Source organism: Sphingomonas sp. M1A8_2b, from assembly GCF_053345535.1.
This window is the reverse complement of sequence record NZ_JBKFAH010000003.1, coordinates 225,826-240,934: the sequence shown is the minus strand read 5'-3', so window position 1 is coordinate 240,934 and position 15,109 is coordinate 225,826. Positions and strand designations below refer to the sequence as shown.

Genomic DNA, 15,109 nt, shown 5'->3' with positions numbered 1-15,109 from the left:
TCCTGACGAAAGTCAGGACCCAGAGCCAATGAGGACCGTCTTGCGTTTTCCTGGATCCTCAGTTTCGTCAGGATGGTGGTCAAGGATAGCGTTCCCGCCGCCGACGGGACAAGCTAGCACGCGCAGTTAGGGACACAGGCAGCAGACGATGGCCAACGAGAACGGTGCCGGAGAAAATCACCCGATCACGAACATCGTGGTCGTCGGCGGCGGTACCGCCGGCTGGCTGGCCGCCTGCGTGATCGCCGCGCGGGCCGATCCCGCCGCGGCCCGACCGATCCGCGTGACGCTGGTCGAATCCCCCGACGTCGCGACAATCGGGGTGGGCGAAGGCACTTGGCCGACGATCCGCCGGACGCTCGAACGCATCGGCATCACCGAAACCGACTTCCTGCTGGCCTGCGACGCCGCGTTCAAGCAGGGCTCGCGGTTCGACGGCTGGCGGACCGGTGCACCCGACGACAGCTATTTCCATCCCTTCACCGCGCCGGTCGAGGGCGATCCGCACGATATCGTCGCGGCCTGGGCAAAGCGCGGCTACCGGTTCGCCGACGCCGTCGGCGCGCAGGCCGAACTCTGCCGCCGGAACCTCGCACCGCGTCAACGGGTGATGCCCGATTATGCCGGTACGCAGAATTACGCGTACCATCTCGACGCGGGGAAACTCGCCGCGCTGCTCATGCGCCATGCGACCGACCGGCTGGGCGTCCGCCATGTCCGCGATCACGTCGTCGGGATCGATGCGACCGAGGACGGCGATATCGCCGCGGTGCGGACGCGCGCGTCGGGCGCGATCGCCGGCGATCTGTTCCTCGACTGCACCGGTCACGCCGCGCTGCTGATCGAGGGGCATTACGGCGTCGCGACGGTCGATCGCGGCGGCGAGCTGTTCAACGATCGCGCGCTTGCGGTGCAGCTGCCGGTCGCGCCCGACAGCGCGATCGCCTCGCAGACCAACGCCACCGCGCACGCCGCGGGCTGGATCTGGGACATCGGCCTGCCGACCCGGCGCGGTATCGGTTGCGTCTATTCGTCCGCGCATCTGAGCGACGATGCGGCGGCGGACACGCTGACCCGCTATCTGCGCGCCACCGCGCCCGACGCGCCGACGCCGTCGTTCCGCCAGCTCCGGTTCCGATCGCGCCACCGCGAGCGCTTCTGGCATCGCAACTGCCTCGCGGTCGGGCTGTCTGCCGGATTTCTCGAACCGCTCGAAGCCTCGGCGATCGTGCTGATCGAACTGTCGCTCGACGCGCTGCTCGACAATTTCCCGGTCACGCGCGGCACGATGGCTATCCACGCCGACCGCTTCAACGCGCTGTTCCGCTATCGCTGGGACCGGATCGTCGAGTTCCTGAAGCTGCATTACGTGCTCAGCGCGCGCGAGGAAGCTTATTGGCGCGATCACCGCGATCCGGCGTCGATCCCGCCGCGGCTCGCCGAGCTGCTCCAGCTCTGGCGCCACCAGCCGCCGTCGCGCGCCGATTTCCCGATGATCGACGAGATCTTCCCCGCCGCCAGCTATCAGTACGTGTTGTACGGGATGGGCTTCCCCGCCCCGTCGCGCGGGCCGATCGCCACGGCCGATCGATCGCGCACGAACAGCTTGCTGGGGCAGGTCGATCAGCGCAGGCGTATGCTGACCGCTGGCCTGCCGACCAATCGCGCCTATCTCGACGCCCTGCGGCATGCGTCCCTGCCCGCCATGGAACCGATCTCCTGATGCCCGACCACGCCATCCTCACCGCCGACGACCACCGCGACCTGCGGATCCGCACCGAACGCGCGCCCGAACTCGGCGACGCGATCATGGCGTGCCTCACCGTCCCGAGCGAGTTTCGCCGCGTCCAGACCGACTATCCCATCCTGTTCCAGCGCGATCAGGCACAGGGCAATGTCACCGCCGTCGCGCTGTTCGGGTTCGAGGACGGCGAAAACCTGTTCCTCGTCGATGGCAGATGGGATGCGCGCTATCGCCCGCTCGCGATCGACAGCCAGCCCTTCCTCGTCGGCCGCGGCGCCGATGGCTCGGACGTGCGCCAGGTCCATATCGACATGGCCAGCCCGCGGGTCGTTGCGGACGGCGGCGAAGGCATGCGCGTGTTCGACGATACCGGCCGCCCGACGCCGTATCTCGAGCGGATCGCCGACCAGCTCCGCGCGCTCGACACCGACTATGTCGCCTCGGCCGACTTCTTCGCGGCGTTGCAGCGCTACGATCTGCTCGAACCGCTGACGCTCGACGTCACGCTGGATGATGGCGCAAAGAACCGGCTGGTCGGGTTCCATGTCATCGACGAGGACCGACTGGTCGCGCTCGACGACGCCGCGGTCGCGGACCTGCACGCCGGCGGCCATCTGATGCCGATCTTCATGGCGCTCGCCTCGCTGGGCAATATCGGCGCGCTGATCGCGCGCAAGAACCGCCGGATCGGGCATGGCTGAGGCGAGGCCCGGCATCTTCGCCGAGATGGCAGAGGTTCGCGACATCACGGTCGACGGTCCCGCCGACCTCGATGTCCGTCTGCGCGAGGCGACGACGCCGTTCATCGTGCGCGGGCTGATCGCCGACTGGCCGATGGTGCAGGCCGGTCGTCAATCGTCACGGACGGCGCGCGAGTATATCCAGCGTCACGCGCGTGACCTGCCCTTCGCGGTCTCGGTCGGCACGCCCGACAGCGGCGGCCGGCTGTTCTACGACGCCGCGCACGCGATGAACTTCCAGATGCTCCGCGCGAAATTGCCCGAGATCTTCGCGCGGATCGACGCCAACGAAAGCGCCGCCGACGCGCACGCGATCTATCTCGCGTCGATCGACCTGCACCAGTTCTTCGCCGGATTGCACGAGGCGAACCATGTCGATCTCGGTGACCGCACGCCGCTCGCCAGCATCTGGATGGGCACGCGCACGCGGATCGCGGCGCATAACGACGTGCCCGACAATCTCGCCTGCGTCGCGGTCGGCCGGCGGCGCTTCACGGTTTTCCCGCGCGACCAGTTCCGCAATCTCTACCTCGGCCCGGTCGACAATACGCCGGCGGGCCGCGCGGTCAGCATGGTCGATTTCCACGATCCCGATTACGCCGCGCACCCTCGGTTTCGCGAGGCGCTTGAGCATGCGCAGGTCGCGGAACTGGAGGCGGGCGACGCGCTCTATATCCCGGCGATGTGGTGGCATCATGTCGAGGGGCTGTCCGACTTCAACGTGCTGGTGAATTACTGGTGGCGCGAAAGCCCGCGCTGGCTCGGCCAGCCGCAGGATGCACTGAACCATGCGATGCTGGCGATCCGCGATCTGCCCGCCGACGAGAAGCAGCATTGGCGCGATATGTTCGACCATTACGTTTTCGCCAACGGCCCCGAGGTCGTCGAGCACATCCCCGAAACCGCACGCGGCGTGCTCGCGCCGCTGACCCCCGACAGCGCGGGTCGCCTCCGCGCCTTCCTCCTGAGAGCGCTCAGCCGATGACCGAACACCCAATGCGCCGCGTCGTGATCGCCGGCGGCGGCACCGCCGGCTGGATGGCCGCCGCCGCGATCGCGCGCACGATGGGCGGCACGATCGACCTGACGCTGGTCGAGTCCGACGCGATCGGCACGGTCGGCGTCGGGGAATCGACGATCCCGCCGATGATCACCTTCAACCGCCTGCTCGGAATCAACGAAGCCGAGTTCATGCGCGAGACGCAGGCGACGTTCAAACTCGGCATCCTGTTCGATGACTGGAAGGACCGCGGCGAGAGCTATTTTCACTCGTTCGGCATCACCGGCAAGGATCACTGGTCCGCGGGCTTCCAGCATTTCTGGCTGCACGGCCTGACCAAGGGTCATGACCAGCCTTACGACGATTACTGCCTAGAGTTGCGCGCGGCGTTGCAGGGCAAGTTCGCGCATCTGCCCGACGACCGGATGAACTATGCGTATCAGCTCGATTCGACGCGCTATGCGAAATATTTGCGCGGGATGGCCGAAGCCGACGGCACGCGCCGCCTCGAGGGCAAGATCGCGCAGGTCGAGCTGAACGGCGAGAGTGGCGACATCGCCGCGCTGGTGCTCGAATCCGGCGCGCGGATCGAGGGCGATCTGTTCCTCGACTGCACCGGCTTTCGCGCGCTGCTGATCGAGGGCGCGCTGCACGCCGGGTTCGACGACTGGACGCATTATCTGCCGTGCGATTCCGCGATCGCGATCCAGACCGAGAGCGTCCGCCCTGCCCTCCCCTATACCCGCGCGATGGCGCATGATGCGGGCTGGCAATGGCGCATTCCGCTCCAGCATCGCACCGGCAACGGCCTGGTCTATTGCAGCCGCTATCTCGACCGCGATGCCGCGCTCGACCGGCTGCTCGGCAACATCGAGGGCAAGACGCTCACCGAACCGAACATGATCCGCTTCGTCACCGGGGCGCGGCGCCAGCAATGGCATCGCAACTGCATCGCGATCGGCCTGTCGGGCGGGTTCATGGAGCCGCTCGAATCGACCAGCATCCACCTGATCCAGCGCGCCGTGCTCCGGTTGTTGCGGCTGTTCCCGGCAGGCGCGGTCAGTCCGCGCGACGTCGCCGAGTTCAACGACCAGCAGCATACCGACATGCTGCAGATCCGCGATTTCCTGATCCTGCACTACAAGGCGACCGAGCGCCGCGACAGCGCGTTCTGGCGGCACTGTGCGGCAATGCCGATCCCGGAGTCGCTGGAGCAGAAGATCGAGCTGTTCCGCGAAACCGGCCGCGTATTCCGCAAGAACGAGGAGCTGTTCGCGGAAAACAGCTGGGTGCAGGTGATGCTCGGCCAGGGGATCGTGCCGCAAAGCTATCACCCGATCGCGACCAAGCTGCGCGACGAGGAACTGGCGCGGCTGCTCGGGGGCCTGCGCGAGAACACCAACGCGACCGTCGCCGGGCTGCCCGAGCACGCCGCCTATGTCGCGCGCTATTGCGCCACCGCCCGTCCCGCTCCTCCCCACTCCGCCGCGGCCTGAGTCCACGAGGATGGCAAGGCGGCGTCAGGCGGTAACGATCAAGCATGTCGCGGCGGATGCGGGCGTTTCGCTCCAGACCGTCAGCCGCGTGGTGAACAAGGAGTCGGGCGTCCGGCCCGAGATGGCGCGGCGCGTCCAGGCGTCGATCGACAAGCTCGGCTACGTCCCGTCGATCGCCGCGCAGCGCATGGGCGGCTCGCGCTCCTACCTGATCCTCGCGCTCAACGACCGCGAGCGGACCATCGCCGACTGGCGTGCGCGGCAGGGCACCGACTGGTTCGACCAGATGATGCTGGGCGGGATGCTGACCTGCGCCGAGCACGGCTACCGGCTGATCGTCGAGCTGGTCGACACGCACAGCGACCATATCGAGCGCGAGCTGATGGCGGCGATCGCGGCACTGCAACCCGACGGCGTGATCCTGACGCCGCCGCATTCGGGCAATCCGCTGATCATCAACCTGCTCGAGGCGCAGGGAATCAGCTTCGCGCGGATCGGCTCGCTGACCGACGGGCCCGGCATCCGGCTGATCATGGACGACACGCGGGCCGCGGCGATCGCCACCGAGCATCTCGTCGAGCTCGGTCACACGCGGATCGGCTTCATCGCCGGCCCCGCCGAATATGAACTGAGCGCGTGGCGGGTCGATGGCTGGCGTGCGGCGATGGCCGCGGCGGGGCTGGCGGCGGACGATCTGCTCGCGGTCGGCGATTTCAGCCACGCCTCGGGCCGCGCCGCCGCCGCGCATCTGTTGGCCTTGCAGGACCCGCCGACCGCGATCATCGCGAGCAACGATCAGATGACGCTGGCGACGCTCGAACTGGCGCGCGAACGCGGCCTCGCGGTGCCGGGCGACCTGTCGCTGATCAGCTTCGACGACACCCCGATCATCCGCCTGGCGCATCCGCCCCTGACCGCCATCGTCCAGCCGATCGCCGAAGTCACCGCGCAGGCGGTCAACCTGATCATCGCCGACCTCTCCGCCCGATTGAAGACGACGACCCCGGTGACGGTCCCCGCCCTGCTGACGCCGCGCGGGTCCACGTCGCGGCCGCACGCGCGGGGATGACCGCGCTGGCGGGTGACGGTGGGTCGGTGAGATCGGTGTGCGCTGACGGGACTGCCTGGCTGGGTCATCGTTGCCCCACGCGCCCGCGCTGGATCTCAGCGGGGCCGGGACCATTTCGGCGCCGATCTACTCGCTGAACCCGGCCAAGCTCGCTGAACCCGGCCAGGTCGCTGGCTGCACCTTTCGAAGTCAGACAGCGGCCTTCCGTTGCCCCTGCGCACACGCCCGTGCGAGGTCTGCGTCGATCAGGATCATGCGCCAGGTGCTGATCACGACAGGACCGCAGATCGTCGTCGGGGTCCTGCAGGAAATTTTCGTGGCATCGGCATTGCCGGCCCTGCCCAGGTTCGTCGGCGCCGGCCTGCCATTTGCGGGCGCGAGCAGAGGGTGCGCCATGGCGTCGCTGTTGTGCACCCCATGGTGGAACCGCCGCGCAGCGACCCGGCCCGAGGATATAATAAAAAACCCCGCCATCCCATTGAGATGGCGGGGCTTTCTATGGTGGGCGTGGCAAGGATTGAACTTGCGACCCCTGCGATGTCAACACAGTGCTCTACCACTGAGCTACACGCCCGCCGGACGGCTCCACTAGCCGCGACTATCGCGGCGTGCAAGCGTTCAATGCATGCCCGTCACATTATCCATTTCGAACAGCCGATCGACCTCGGCGACCAGGTCGCGCAGATGGAACGGCTTGGACAGGACGCGGGCGTTCGGCATCGCCCGCCCGGCCTTCAGCGTGACCGCCGCAAAGCCGGTGATGAACATCACGCGCAGGTCGGCGCACATCTCGCCGGCCTTCTGCGCAAGCTCGATGCCGTCCATCTCGGGCATGACGATATCGGTCAGCAACAGGTCGAACGTCTGGGTTTCGAGCAGCGGGATCGCCGCGGTCCCGCGGTCGACTGCGGTCACGGCATAGCCCGATCGTTCGAGCGCACGCGTCAGATACTCGCGCATGACCTGGTCGTCTTCGGCCAGCAGGATTCGCAACATCGATCTAAAGTCCCGTTTTCGCACAGCATCCGGAGCCCCTGCCCTACCCGCAAAGCGGTTAAGATTTCCAGATCGATTGCCCGCACCGCTCGGTCGTCCTAGCGTGGATCGATGCCATCCCTCCCGTTCGAACGCCTCGGCGCGCTGTTCCCGACCAGTCCGGTGGTGATCTCCGTGCCGCATGCGGGGCGCGACTATCCGCTGTCGCTGAAGACCGCGTTGCGCGTGCCGTCGGCCGGGCTGCTGCCGCTGGAAGACCGGCTCGTCGATGCGGTCGCCAAGGCGGCGCGGACCGACCAGACCGCGATCGTCCAGACGCGGGCGCGCGCATGGATCGACCTCAACCGGCGCGAGGACGAACGCGATCCGGCGATCGACGAGGGGGCCGCGACGGTCCCGCTGGCGCAGCAATCCGCCAAGCTGCGCAGCGGCCTGGGGCTGGTGCCACGCCGGACCTCGGCCGCGGGCGACCTCTGGGCGCGGCGGTTCACCGATGCCGAGATCACCACGCGGATCGTCGAGGATCATCGCCCGTATCACGACGCGGTCGGCGCGGCGCTGGAGGCGGTCCGCGCCCGGTTCGGCGTCGCGGTCCTGCTCGACGTGCATTCGATGCCGCCGCTTGGCCCGAACGGTACGCGCATCGTGATCGGCGACCGCTTCGGTCATGCCGCCGACCGCCGGTTCGTCGAGGTCGTCGAGGCGGCCTGCGTCGCGCACGGCTTTTCGGTCGCGCGCAACGTGCCCTATGCGGGCGGCCATATCCTCGAACGGCATGCCGACCCCGGCAACAACATCCACGCGATCCAGCTCGAACTCGACCGCACGCTGTATCTCGATCGCAGGCACCACGCGCCGGGTGCCGGGTTCGCGCGAGTCGTCGACCTCGTCCGCGTCATGCTCGACGCGCTCGCGGAGGAAGCACTCGTGGCGCCGCTCGCCGCCGCAGCCGAATAAGGCGCGGTTCAGTCGGCCATCGCGGCGAGCAGATCCTCGATCCGCGCCGCCCGCTCGACCGGATCGACGATCGTCTCGCGGGCGATCCACCGCCCGTTTTTCTCGACCAGTCCGTCCAGCGGTTTCGCGGCGCGACGATCGTGCGGCGTCAACGCGATCGCCGCAGGTCCCGCATCGATCCGCTGGACCCCGCCCTGCCGCGCGAGCATGCGGATCCGCGCGACCTGCAACAGGCGCTGCGCCGGATCGGGCATCGCCCCGAAGCGATCGTCGAGTTCCGCCTCGAACCGATCGAGCGCCGCCACGTCGGCGATCCGCGCGAGCCGCCCGTACAGCGTCAGCCGCACCTCCTCCTCGGGAATCCACGCCTCGGGCAGGCTGCCGCCGAGTTCGAGGTGCAGCTCGGGCACCCAGTCGTCGATCCGCTCGCCGCCCTCGTGATCGATCCGCGCCTGACGCAGCGCCCGCGCGAACAGATGCTGGTACAGGTCGATGCCGATCAGCTTCATGTGCCCGGCCTGCGCCTCGCCGATCAGATCGCCGGCACCGCGCAGATCGAGATCGCGCGCGCTGATCGCAAATCCCGCGCCCAGCCGGTCGAACGCCTGCAACGTGTTCAACCGCTTCAACGTCGCCGGCGCGATCGTCGCGTCGCCGTCGGTCAGCAGCATCACCTGACCACGCCGCCCGCTACGGCCGACCCGCCCACGCAACTGGTGAAGCTGCGACAGGCCGAAGCGGTCGGCATGATGGACGATCATCGTGTTCGCGCGCGGTACGTCGAGCCCCGCCTCGATGATGTTGGTGGCAAGCAACACGTCGCCGTCGCCCGCAGCGAACGCCACCATCGCATCGTCGATCTCCGCCGCGGGCATCTTGCCGTGCGCCTGGACCAGCCCGAGTTCGGGGACGAGCTTGGCGAGCCTGGCCGCAAGCGGCGCCATGTCCTCGATCCGTGGCACGACGACGAAGCTCTGGCCGCCGCGCGCGCGTTCGCGCCGCAACGCCGCGCGGACGACGCTGTCATCGAAGCTGGAGACTGCGGTGCGGATCGGCTGGCGGCGTGCCGGCGGGGTCGCGATGATCGACAAGCCCTGCAGACCGACCATCGCCGATTGCAACGTGCGCGGGATCGGCGTCGCGCTCAGCGTCAGGACATGCCCGGCGCCCAAGTGGTGAAGCTTGGCCTTGTCGGCGGTCCCGAAACGCTGTTCCTCGTCGATCACGACCAAGGCGAGATCGCGGTAGGCCACGCCCTTGCCGGCGATCGCGCCGGTCCCGATCACGACGCCGATCGAGCCATCGGCAAGGCCTGCACGGACGCGCGCCTTGTCCGCGCTGCTCGACAGGCGGGACAGCCCCGCGACGACGATCCCGGTCCCCTCGAACCGCTTGCTGAACGTCTCGATATGCTGGCGGACCAGCACCGTCGTCGGCGCGGCCACGGCGACCTGCCGCCCGGCGAGCGCGACGGCGGCGGCGGCGCGCAACGCGACCTCCGTCTTGCCGTAGCCGACATCGCCGATCACCAGCCGGTCCATCACCGTCCCGCTCGCGAGGTCGGACAGCGTCGTCGCGATCGCGCGCGCCTGATCCGGCGTCTCGGTGAAGGCAAACCCGGCGGCGAACCGCTCGTAGGCCGCGCGGTCAGGCTCGATTGGATCGGTCGTCCGCGCGTCGCGTTCGGCGGCGAGCTTGGCCAGATCGCGCGCGCTCTCGGCGATCGTCGCGTCGATCGCGCCGCGGCGCTTCTGCCACGACGCGCCGTCGAGCGTATCGAGCGTCACCGCGTCCTCGTCGGCCCCATAGCGCCAAATCCGATCGGCCTCCGCGACCGGCACGAGCCGCCGCCCGCCCTTGGCATATTCGAGGACGATCGCGTCGCCGTCGCTGTCTGGAAGCACCTGCAACCCGCGGACGATGCCGATCCCGAACGTCTCGTGGACGATGACGTCACCGCAGCGCAGTTCGCTCGACAAGGCCGATTGCGCGGCGCGGCTATCGGCGATCTCGTCGCCCCGCGCGCGACCACCCAGCAGATCCGCGCTCGCCACGACGGTGATCCCCGCTGCCACGAAACCGCGATCGATCGGCGCAGCGAGCATCATCGCCCGTCCCGGCTTCGCCGCCAACACAGCGGCCCAGTCGTCGACCTGATCGAACGCGGTCTTCGCCGCGCGCTCCAGCCGGGGGCGAAGGAACCGAAGGTCGCGCGGCGATCCGACGATCAGCAGCCGTCCATCGGCCAGCACATCCCGCGCGAACCGTGCAAAGGCGCGGGTCGGATCGCGCCGCTCGACGAACCGCGGCGGTGCCTCCTCCGCGATCGTGAACGTGACCGTCTCGCAGGCCGCGATCGCCGTATTCCAGGCCTTGTCCAGAACCAGATCGGCGGCGGCCTTGCGGCGGGGCAGCCCATCGGCGGCGACCGCGAGAAAGCGGGTGCGCCGGCGGTCGGAATCGGGGTCGAACGCGATCGCTGCACCCGGCAGATGCGCAAGGATCGCCACGCCCTGGTCGCTGCCCTGATGCACCGCCGGCTCGGTCGCGCGACCGATCTCGATCACGGCGACATCGCATTGGCTCAACTGCGACACGGGATCGTAGAGGCGAAGCGCGGTGATCTTGCCGTCGGCGAACTCGACCCGCACCGGCCGGTCGCGATCCGCCGGGAATATGTCGACGACGCCACCGCGCACCGCGATCTCGCCGGGTTCGTCGACCCGGTCGTCGGTCAGATAGCCGATCTCGGCCGCGGTCGCGGCGAACGCGTCGCTATCGATCGGGTCACCCGGCGCAAGCCGCGGCGGGGCGGCATCGAACATCGCCGGCACCGGATAGCGGACCGCGGTGGCTTCGGCAGTCGTCACCAGCAGGATCGGTGCGTGGCCGCGTTCGACACCGGCGCGCAACCGGCGCAGCGCCGCCACGCGCAAACCGACATTGGCGGGGGACGCGGGCGCATCGTCCCCGGGCAGCGCGTCGCTGGACGGCAGGTGCACCACCAGCGCGCTCGAGGAGAGCGCCGCGACGATCGCGGCGAGGTCGGTCGCGCGTTGATCGTCGGACGCGATGTAGACGAGGTTGCCGTGCTCCAGCCGTTCGACGATCGCGGTCGCCAGTGGCGCGACCGCCGACGCTGCCGCCACAATGCCGTGTTCCTGCTCGATTTGCCGACTGACCTGAAGCACCGATACGCATCCCTATCCTCGGCCCTTGCCGGGCCCGCTTCAGGAATGAACGGAGTGCCTATCGGCGCGTTCCTGTCGGCTTATCATCGATCAGGTGGTTTATATCCTGCATCATCGCGCGCGGTATCCTGCGTTACTTCGGCACGTGTATTCGGTCGGCGGACGCGGATTACCAGGCGAATGCGGGAACGATCGTACGGCGCCCGACCAGGAAGGCATCGGCGACCAAACGCAGCGGCGTGACGTCGACCTCGCTCGACCGCGCCGCCACGAGCCGCGCGAACTTGGCGTACAGCCGCGCATATTCAGCGTCGGGCTCTTCGCTCACGTTGCCACCGACCTCCAGCGCCGATCCGCCCATCCGCAATGTCAGCCGGCCGCCGTCGGTATCGACGACGATGTCCCATTGCTGCGGCCCTTCGTGGAGGAAATCGAACGCGGCGGTCACCGGCACGCGCGCGCCCGTGGCGTCGTCGCACGATAGGCTCAGCTCGGCGGCAAGCGGCGACATCCGGCCCGCGGGCACCTGCATCTCGGCCGCATCGACGGTCCACGCGCCGGGCAGGATCTCGGTCGCGATCGACAGCGCGTTGATCCCGGGATCGAACACACCGAACCCGCCCGCCTCCAAGATCCAGTCCTGGCCGGGATGCCAGCGGCGGATGTCTTCGCGCCAGTCGATCATCACCTTCTCGACCCGGCGCCCCTCGAGCCATTTTCGCGCCGGAGCAACGCCCGCCGCCTCGCGCGAATGCCAGGTCGCGAACAGCGTCCGGCCGGCAGCCGCGGCATGCGCCTCGATCCGGGCCACCTCCGACAGCGTCGCGGCGGGCGGCTTTTCCATCATCACGTCGAGCCCGGCATCGATCGCCGCCATCGCGATCTCGGCGCGGCCGACCGGCGGCGTGCATAGCGACACCGCATCGATCTCGTGGTCCGCCGCCAGCAGCTCGGCGATGTCGCGGTAATTCGCGACGCCGTCGACCACCGCGTTGCGGCTGACCGCGGCGACCAGTTCGAACCGCGGGTCCTGCGCGATCGCCGGCAGATGCTGGTCACGCGCGATCTTGCCGACCCCTACGATGGCCAGGCGAATCGGCGGCTGGGTGGAGGGGTCGGCGGCCATTCGGAGATCCTCTTCAGATTTGTCTTACTTTTCCGTCTAAGGAATGCGGCGCGTCCTATCAACGGCTACCGAACGCGCGCGTCCTTCGCCCCGCCGCGCTGAGGGCCGCGCCGAGGAAAGCCCCGCCCTAGTCCTCCCCGATCAGCTCCAGCACGTCGCCGATGATCCGCGTCATCGCCACGCGCGCCGCTGCCGGATCGCGCGCGATGATCGCGTCCGCCACCGCGGCGTGGTCTGCGATGTTCGCCGAGCGCCCCTTGATCCGGTTGGTGAAGCGGATCGACGTGCGCAGCGCGGTCGATACCACCGACTGGAACTGCGCATAGAACGGGTTCTTCGACGCGCGCAGGATCGCGACGTGGAACGCGATGTCGGCCTCCAGCGGATCGGTCAGCCCCGCCTCGCCCGCCTCCATCTGCTCCAGCCCGCCGCGGATCGCCGCGAGATCCGCCGCATCGCCGAACCGCGCCGCCAGCGCCGCTGCCTCGGGCTCGATCGCGACGCGCAACTGGTTGAAGTGCCGCAACAGCTCGACCGAGAATTTGCGTTCCAGCGTCCAGCGCAGCACATCGGTGTCGAACAGGTTCCACGCGCTCGCCGGCTGCACCACCGTTCCCTGACGCGGGCGGGCGCTGACCAGGCCCTTGGCGGTCAGCATCTTGACCGCCTCGCGCGTCACCGAGCGGCTGACCCCGTGGGTCTTGGCGATCTCCGCCTCGGTCGGGAACGGGCGCGTTTCGTAGCGGCCGGTGACGATCGCCCGCCCCAATGTGTCGAGCATGCCGTGGGTAAGGTTGCGCCCCGCGATGGCGCCGGCCGGACCAGCCGGAATCGTCTCGCTGTCTGTCATGTCGGTAGCCATTGCCTGTCGTTCTGACGCAACATTCCCGTGCTGTCACGCGTACAAGGGACCATACTGGACTTCATGCTATTATCGTATAAATATCGCATGTCGCGGCTCGCAACCTGTGGGTGGACGACATCGCGACGATCCGGTTTGCGCGGTATGCGGCGTGATCGCGCGGTCGAACCGATGAAATCGAGATGGTGAGCATGGATCCCTTTATCGCAGTCGACTGGGGCACGACCAACCGGCGGGCGCTCCGGATCGAGGACGGCCACGTCGTCGCGACCGAGCGCGACGACCGCGGCGCGGCCAGCGTCGCGGCTGGCGCGTACGAGGCGGAGGTCGCGGGCATTCGCGACCGGCTCGGCGACCTGCCGATGCTGCTCGCCGGGATGGTCGGATCGAACATCGGCTGGCGCAGCGTGCCGTACGTCGCCGCGCCCGCTGGTCTTAAGCAGGTCGCCGCCGCGCTCGACCGCATCGACGCGCGCACCGCGATCGTCCCCGGCCTGTCGTATCGCGACGGGCTGCATGCCGACGTGATGCGCGGCGAGGAGGTGCAGTTGCTCGGCGCGGTCGCCGCCGGCCTGGTCCCGCCAGACGCGCTGCTCTGCCAGCCCGGCACGCACTGCAAATGGGCGACCGTCGAGGGCGGCGCGATCGTCCGGTTCACCACCGCGATGACCGGCGAGCTGTTCGCGCTGCTCCGCGCGCACGGCGTCCTGTCGCGCCAGCTCGGCCATGCGGTCGAACCCGGCGACGCGTTCCGCGAAGGCGTCGCGGAAGGCGCCAAGCGCGATCTCGCCGCCAGCCTGTTCGCGATCCGCGCGCGCGGTGTACTCGGGCTCGCCGACGACGCACACGCCGCCTCGTTCGCCAGCGGGCTGCTGATCGGCGCCGACACCGCCGCGCGGATCGAGCCGGGCGCGATCGTCCACATCCTCGCCGACCCCGTCCTCGGCGCGCTCTACGCCGAGGCGATCACCGCGCTCGGCGGCACCGCGCACATCATCGACAGCCAAGCCGCCTTCGTGGCCGGCATCACTCGTATCCAGGACCTTGCCGCATGACCGACCACCGCCAAGCCTTCGACGCGGCCTTCGCGCAATGCCCGCTGATCGCGATCCTGCGCGGCGTGAAACCCGACGAGGTCGAGGCGATCGGCGAGGCGCTGGTCGCGGCCGGGTTCACGATCCTCGAAGTACCGATGAATTCGCCCGATCCGCTCGATAGCATCGCGCGCCTCGCCCGCACGCTGAAGGGCCGCGCGGTGGTCGGTGCCGGCACCGTGCTGCGCGTAGAGGACGTCGAGGCGGTCGGTGCGGCGGGCGGCACGCTGATCATCGCCCCCAACGCGAACCTGCGCGTGATCGCCGCGGCAGCCGAGCGCGGCTATGTCGCGCTGCCCGGTATCGCCACCCCGACCGAGGCCTTCGCCGCGCTGGAGGCGGGTGCTGCGGCGCTGAAGCTGTTCCCCGCCGAAGCGGCGACCCCGACGGTATTGAAGGCGATGCGCGCGGTGCTGCCGAAGGAGACGCGCGTGCTGCCGGTCGGCGGGGTCGTGCCGGAGGGCATGGCGGCGTGGACCAAGGCCGGCGCGGCCGGGTTCGGCCTCGGGTCGGCCCTGTATGCGCCTGGCATGACCGCCGCGGACGTAGGCGCGCGCGCGGCCGGGTTTATCGCGGCGTTGAAGGGCGAAGGCTGATCGACGTCGATGATGACCGATCCTCCCCCGCCAGGGGGAGGTGGCTGGCTCTTGCCAGACGGAGGGGGCGGTCGGCGACACGCTCTGTTCCGTGTCCTCCCCCTCCGTCGCCTTTGGCGCCACCTCCCCCTGGCGGGGGAGGATCGAAAACTTCGCCAATTGCGATCGAACACGGTGCGCGGGTTATCCCCCCGTCATTCCCGCGGAGGCGGGAACCCATATTGGCTGGCCTCATGAC

Annotated in this window: 12 protein-coding genes and 1 tRNA gene; 8 read left to right on the top strand and 5 right to left on the bottom strand. The window is 68.9% G+C overall.

The genetic code is table 11. The annotated features are described in order from the left end of the window. The first annotated feature begins 148 nt into the window (after positions 1-148). The 5 genes from ACLBWL_RS13535 to ACLBWL_RS13515 are packed head-to-tail and all read left to right on the top strand — an operon-like array spanning position 149 to position 6,049. On the top strand, positions 149-1,723 hold the full coding sequence (locus ACLBWL_RS13535; RefSeq protein ID WP_447793870.1) for a tryptophan halogenase family protein: 1,575 nt from the start codon (positions 149-151) through the stop codon (positions 1,721-1,723). Further along, a complete protein-coding gene (locus tag ACLBWL_RS13530) occupies positions 1,723-2,445 on the top strand; it encodes a SapC family protein (protein WP_447793868.1) in 723 nt (240 codons plus the stop codon). Before ACLBWL_RS13535 ends, ACLBWL_RS13530 begins: the two co-directional genes overlap by 1 nt. After that, positions 2,438-3,469, top strand: coding sequence for a cupin-like domain-containing protein (locus tag ACLBWL_RS13525; protein ID WP_447793866.1), 1,032 nt, complete (start codon positions 2,438-2,440; stop codon positions 3,467-3,469). Before ACLBWL_RS13530 ends, ACLBWL_RS13525 begins: the two co-directional genes overlap by 8 nt. Continuing rightward, entirely contained in the window at positions 3,466-4,980 is a 1,515-nt protein-coding gene (locus ACLBWL_RS13520; protein ID WP_447793864.1) for a tryptophan halogenase family protein, read from the top strand. Before ACLBWL_RS13525 ends, ACLBWL_RS13520 begins: the two co-directional genes overlap by 4 nt. 10 nt (positions 4,981-4,990) lie before the next feature. Then, a complete protein-coding gene (locus tag ACLBWL_RS13515) occupies positions 4,991-6,049 on the top strand; it encodes a LacI family DNA-binding transcriptional regulator (RefSeq protein ID WP_447793862.1) in 1,059 nt (352 codons plus the stop codon). Positions 6,050-6,548: 499 nt separating this feature from the next. On the opposite strand, the gene ACLBWL_RS13510 is transcribed toward ACLBWL_RS13515, so the two are convergent. Further along, a tRNA-Val gene (locus ACLBWL_RS13510) sits at positions 6,549-6,623 on the bottom strand. A 44-nt stretch (positions 6,624-6,667) separates the two neighbouring features. Next, positions 6,668-7,045: a cell cycle two-component system response regulator CpdR gene (cpdR, locus tag ACLBWL_RS13505; protein WP_447793860.1), complete on the bottom strand. Its 378-nt coding sequence runs from the start codon at positions 7,043-7,045 to the stop codon at positions 6,668-6,670. 111 nt (positions 7,046-7,156) lie between these two features. Between cpdR and ACLBWL_RS13500 the strand changes: the two genes are divergently transcribed. Then, on the top strand, positions 7,157-8,002 hold the full coding sequence (locus ACLBWL_RS13500) for an N-formylglutamate amidohydrolase (protein ID WP_447793858.1): 846 nt from the start codon (positions 7,157-7,159) through the stop codon (positions 8,000-8,002). Positions 8,003-8,010: 8 nt separating this feature from the next. On the opposite strand, the gene ACLBWL_RS13495 is transcribed toward ACLBWL_RS13500, so the two are convergent. The 3 genes from ACLBWL_RS13495 to ACLBWL_RS13485 form a co-directional block, all read right to left on the bottom strand. Further along, a complete protein-coding gene (locus ACLBWL_RS13495; RefSeq protein ID WP_447793856.1) occupies positions 8,011-11,193 on the bottom strand; it encodes a TRCF domain-containing protein in 3,183 nt (1,060 codons plus the stop codon). Between the two features lie 169 nt (positions 11,194-11,362). After that, positions 11,363-12,319, bottom strand: coding sequence for a Gfo/Idh/MocA family protein (locus ACLBWL_RS13490; protein WP_447793854.1), 957 nt, complete (start codon positions 12,317-12,319; stop codon positions 11,363-11,365). A 127-nt stretch (positions 12,320-12,446) separates the two neighbouring features. After that, a complete protein-coding gene (locus ACLBWL_RS13485) occupies positions 12,447-13,181 on the bottom strand; it encodes a FadR/GntR family transcriptional regulator (RefSeq protein WP_447793852.1) in 735 nt (244 codons plus the stop codon). 191 nt (positions 13,182-13,372) lie between these two features. On the opposite strand from ACLBWL_RS13485, the gene ACLBWL_RS13480 reads away from it, so the two are divergent. After that, positions 13,373-14,236 (top strand): 2-dehydro-3-deoxygalactonokinase, encoded by an 864-nt coding sequence (locus ACLBWL_RS13480; RefSeq protein ID WP_447793850.1) that lies wholly within the window; start codon positions 13,373-13,375, stop codon positions 14,234-14,236. Next, a complete protein-coding gene (locus ACLBWL_RS13475; RefSeq protein WP_447793848.1) occupies positions 14,233-14,871 on the top strand; it encodes a 2-dehydro-3-deoxy-6-phosphogalactonate aldolase in 639 nt (212 codons plus the stop codon). Before ACLBWL_RS13480 ends, ACLBWL_RS13475 begins: the two co-directional genes overlap by 4 nt. Positions 14,872-15,109: the final 238 nt, after the last annotated feature.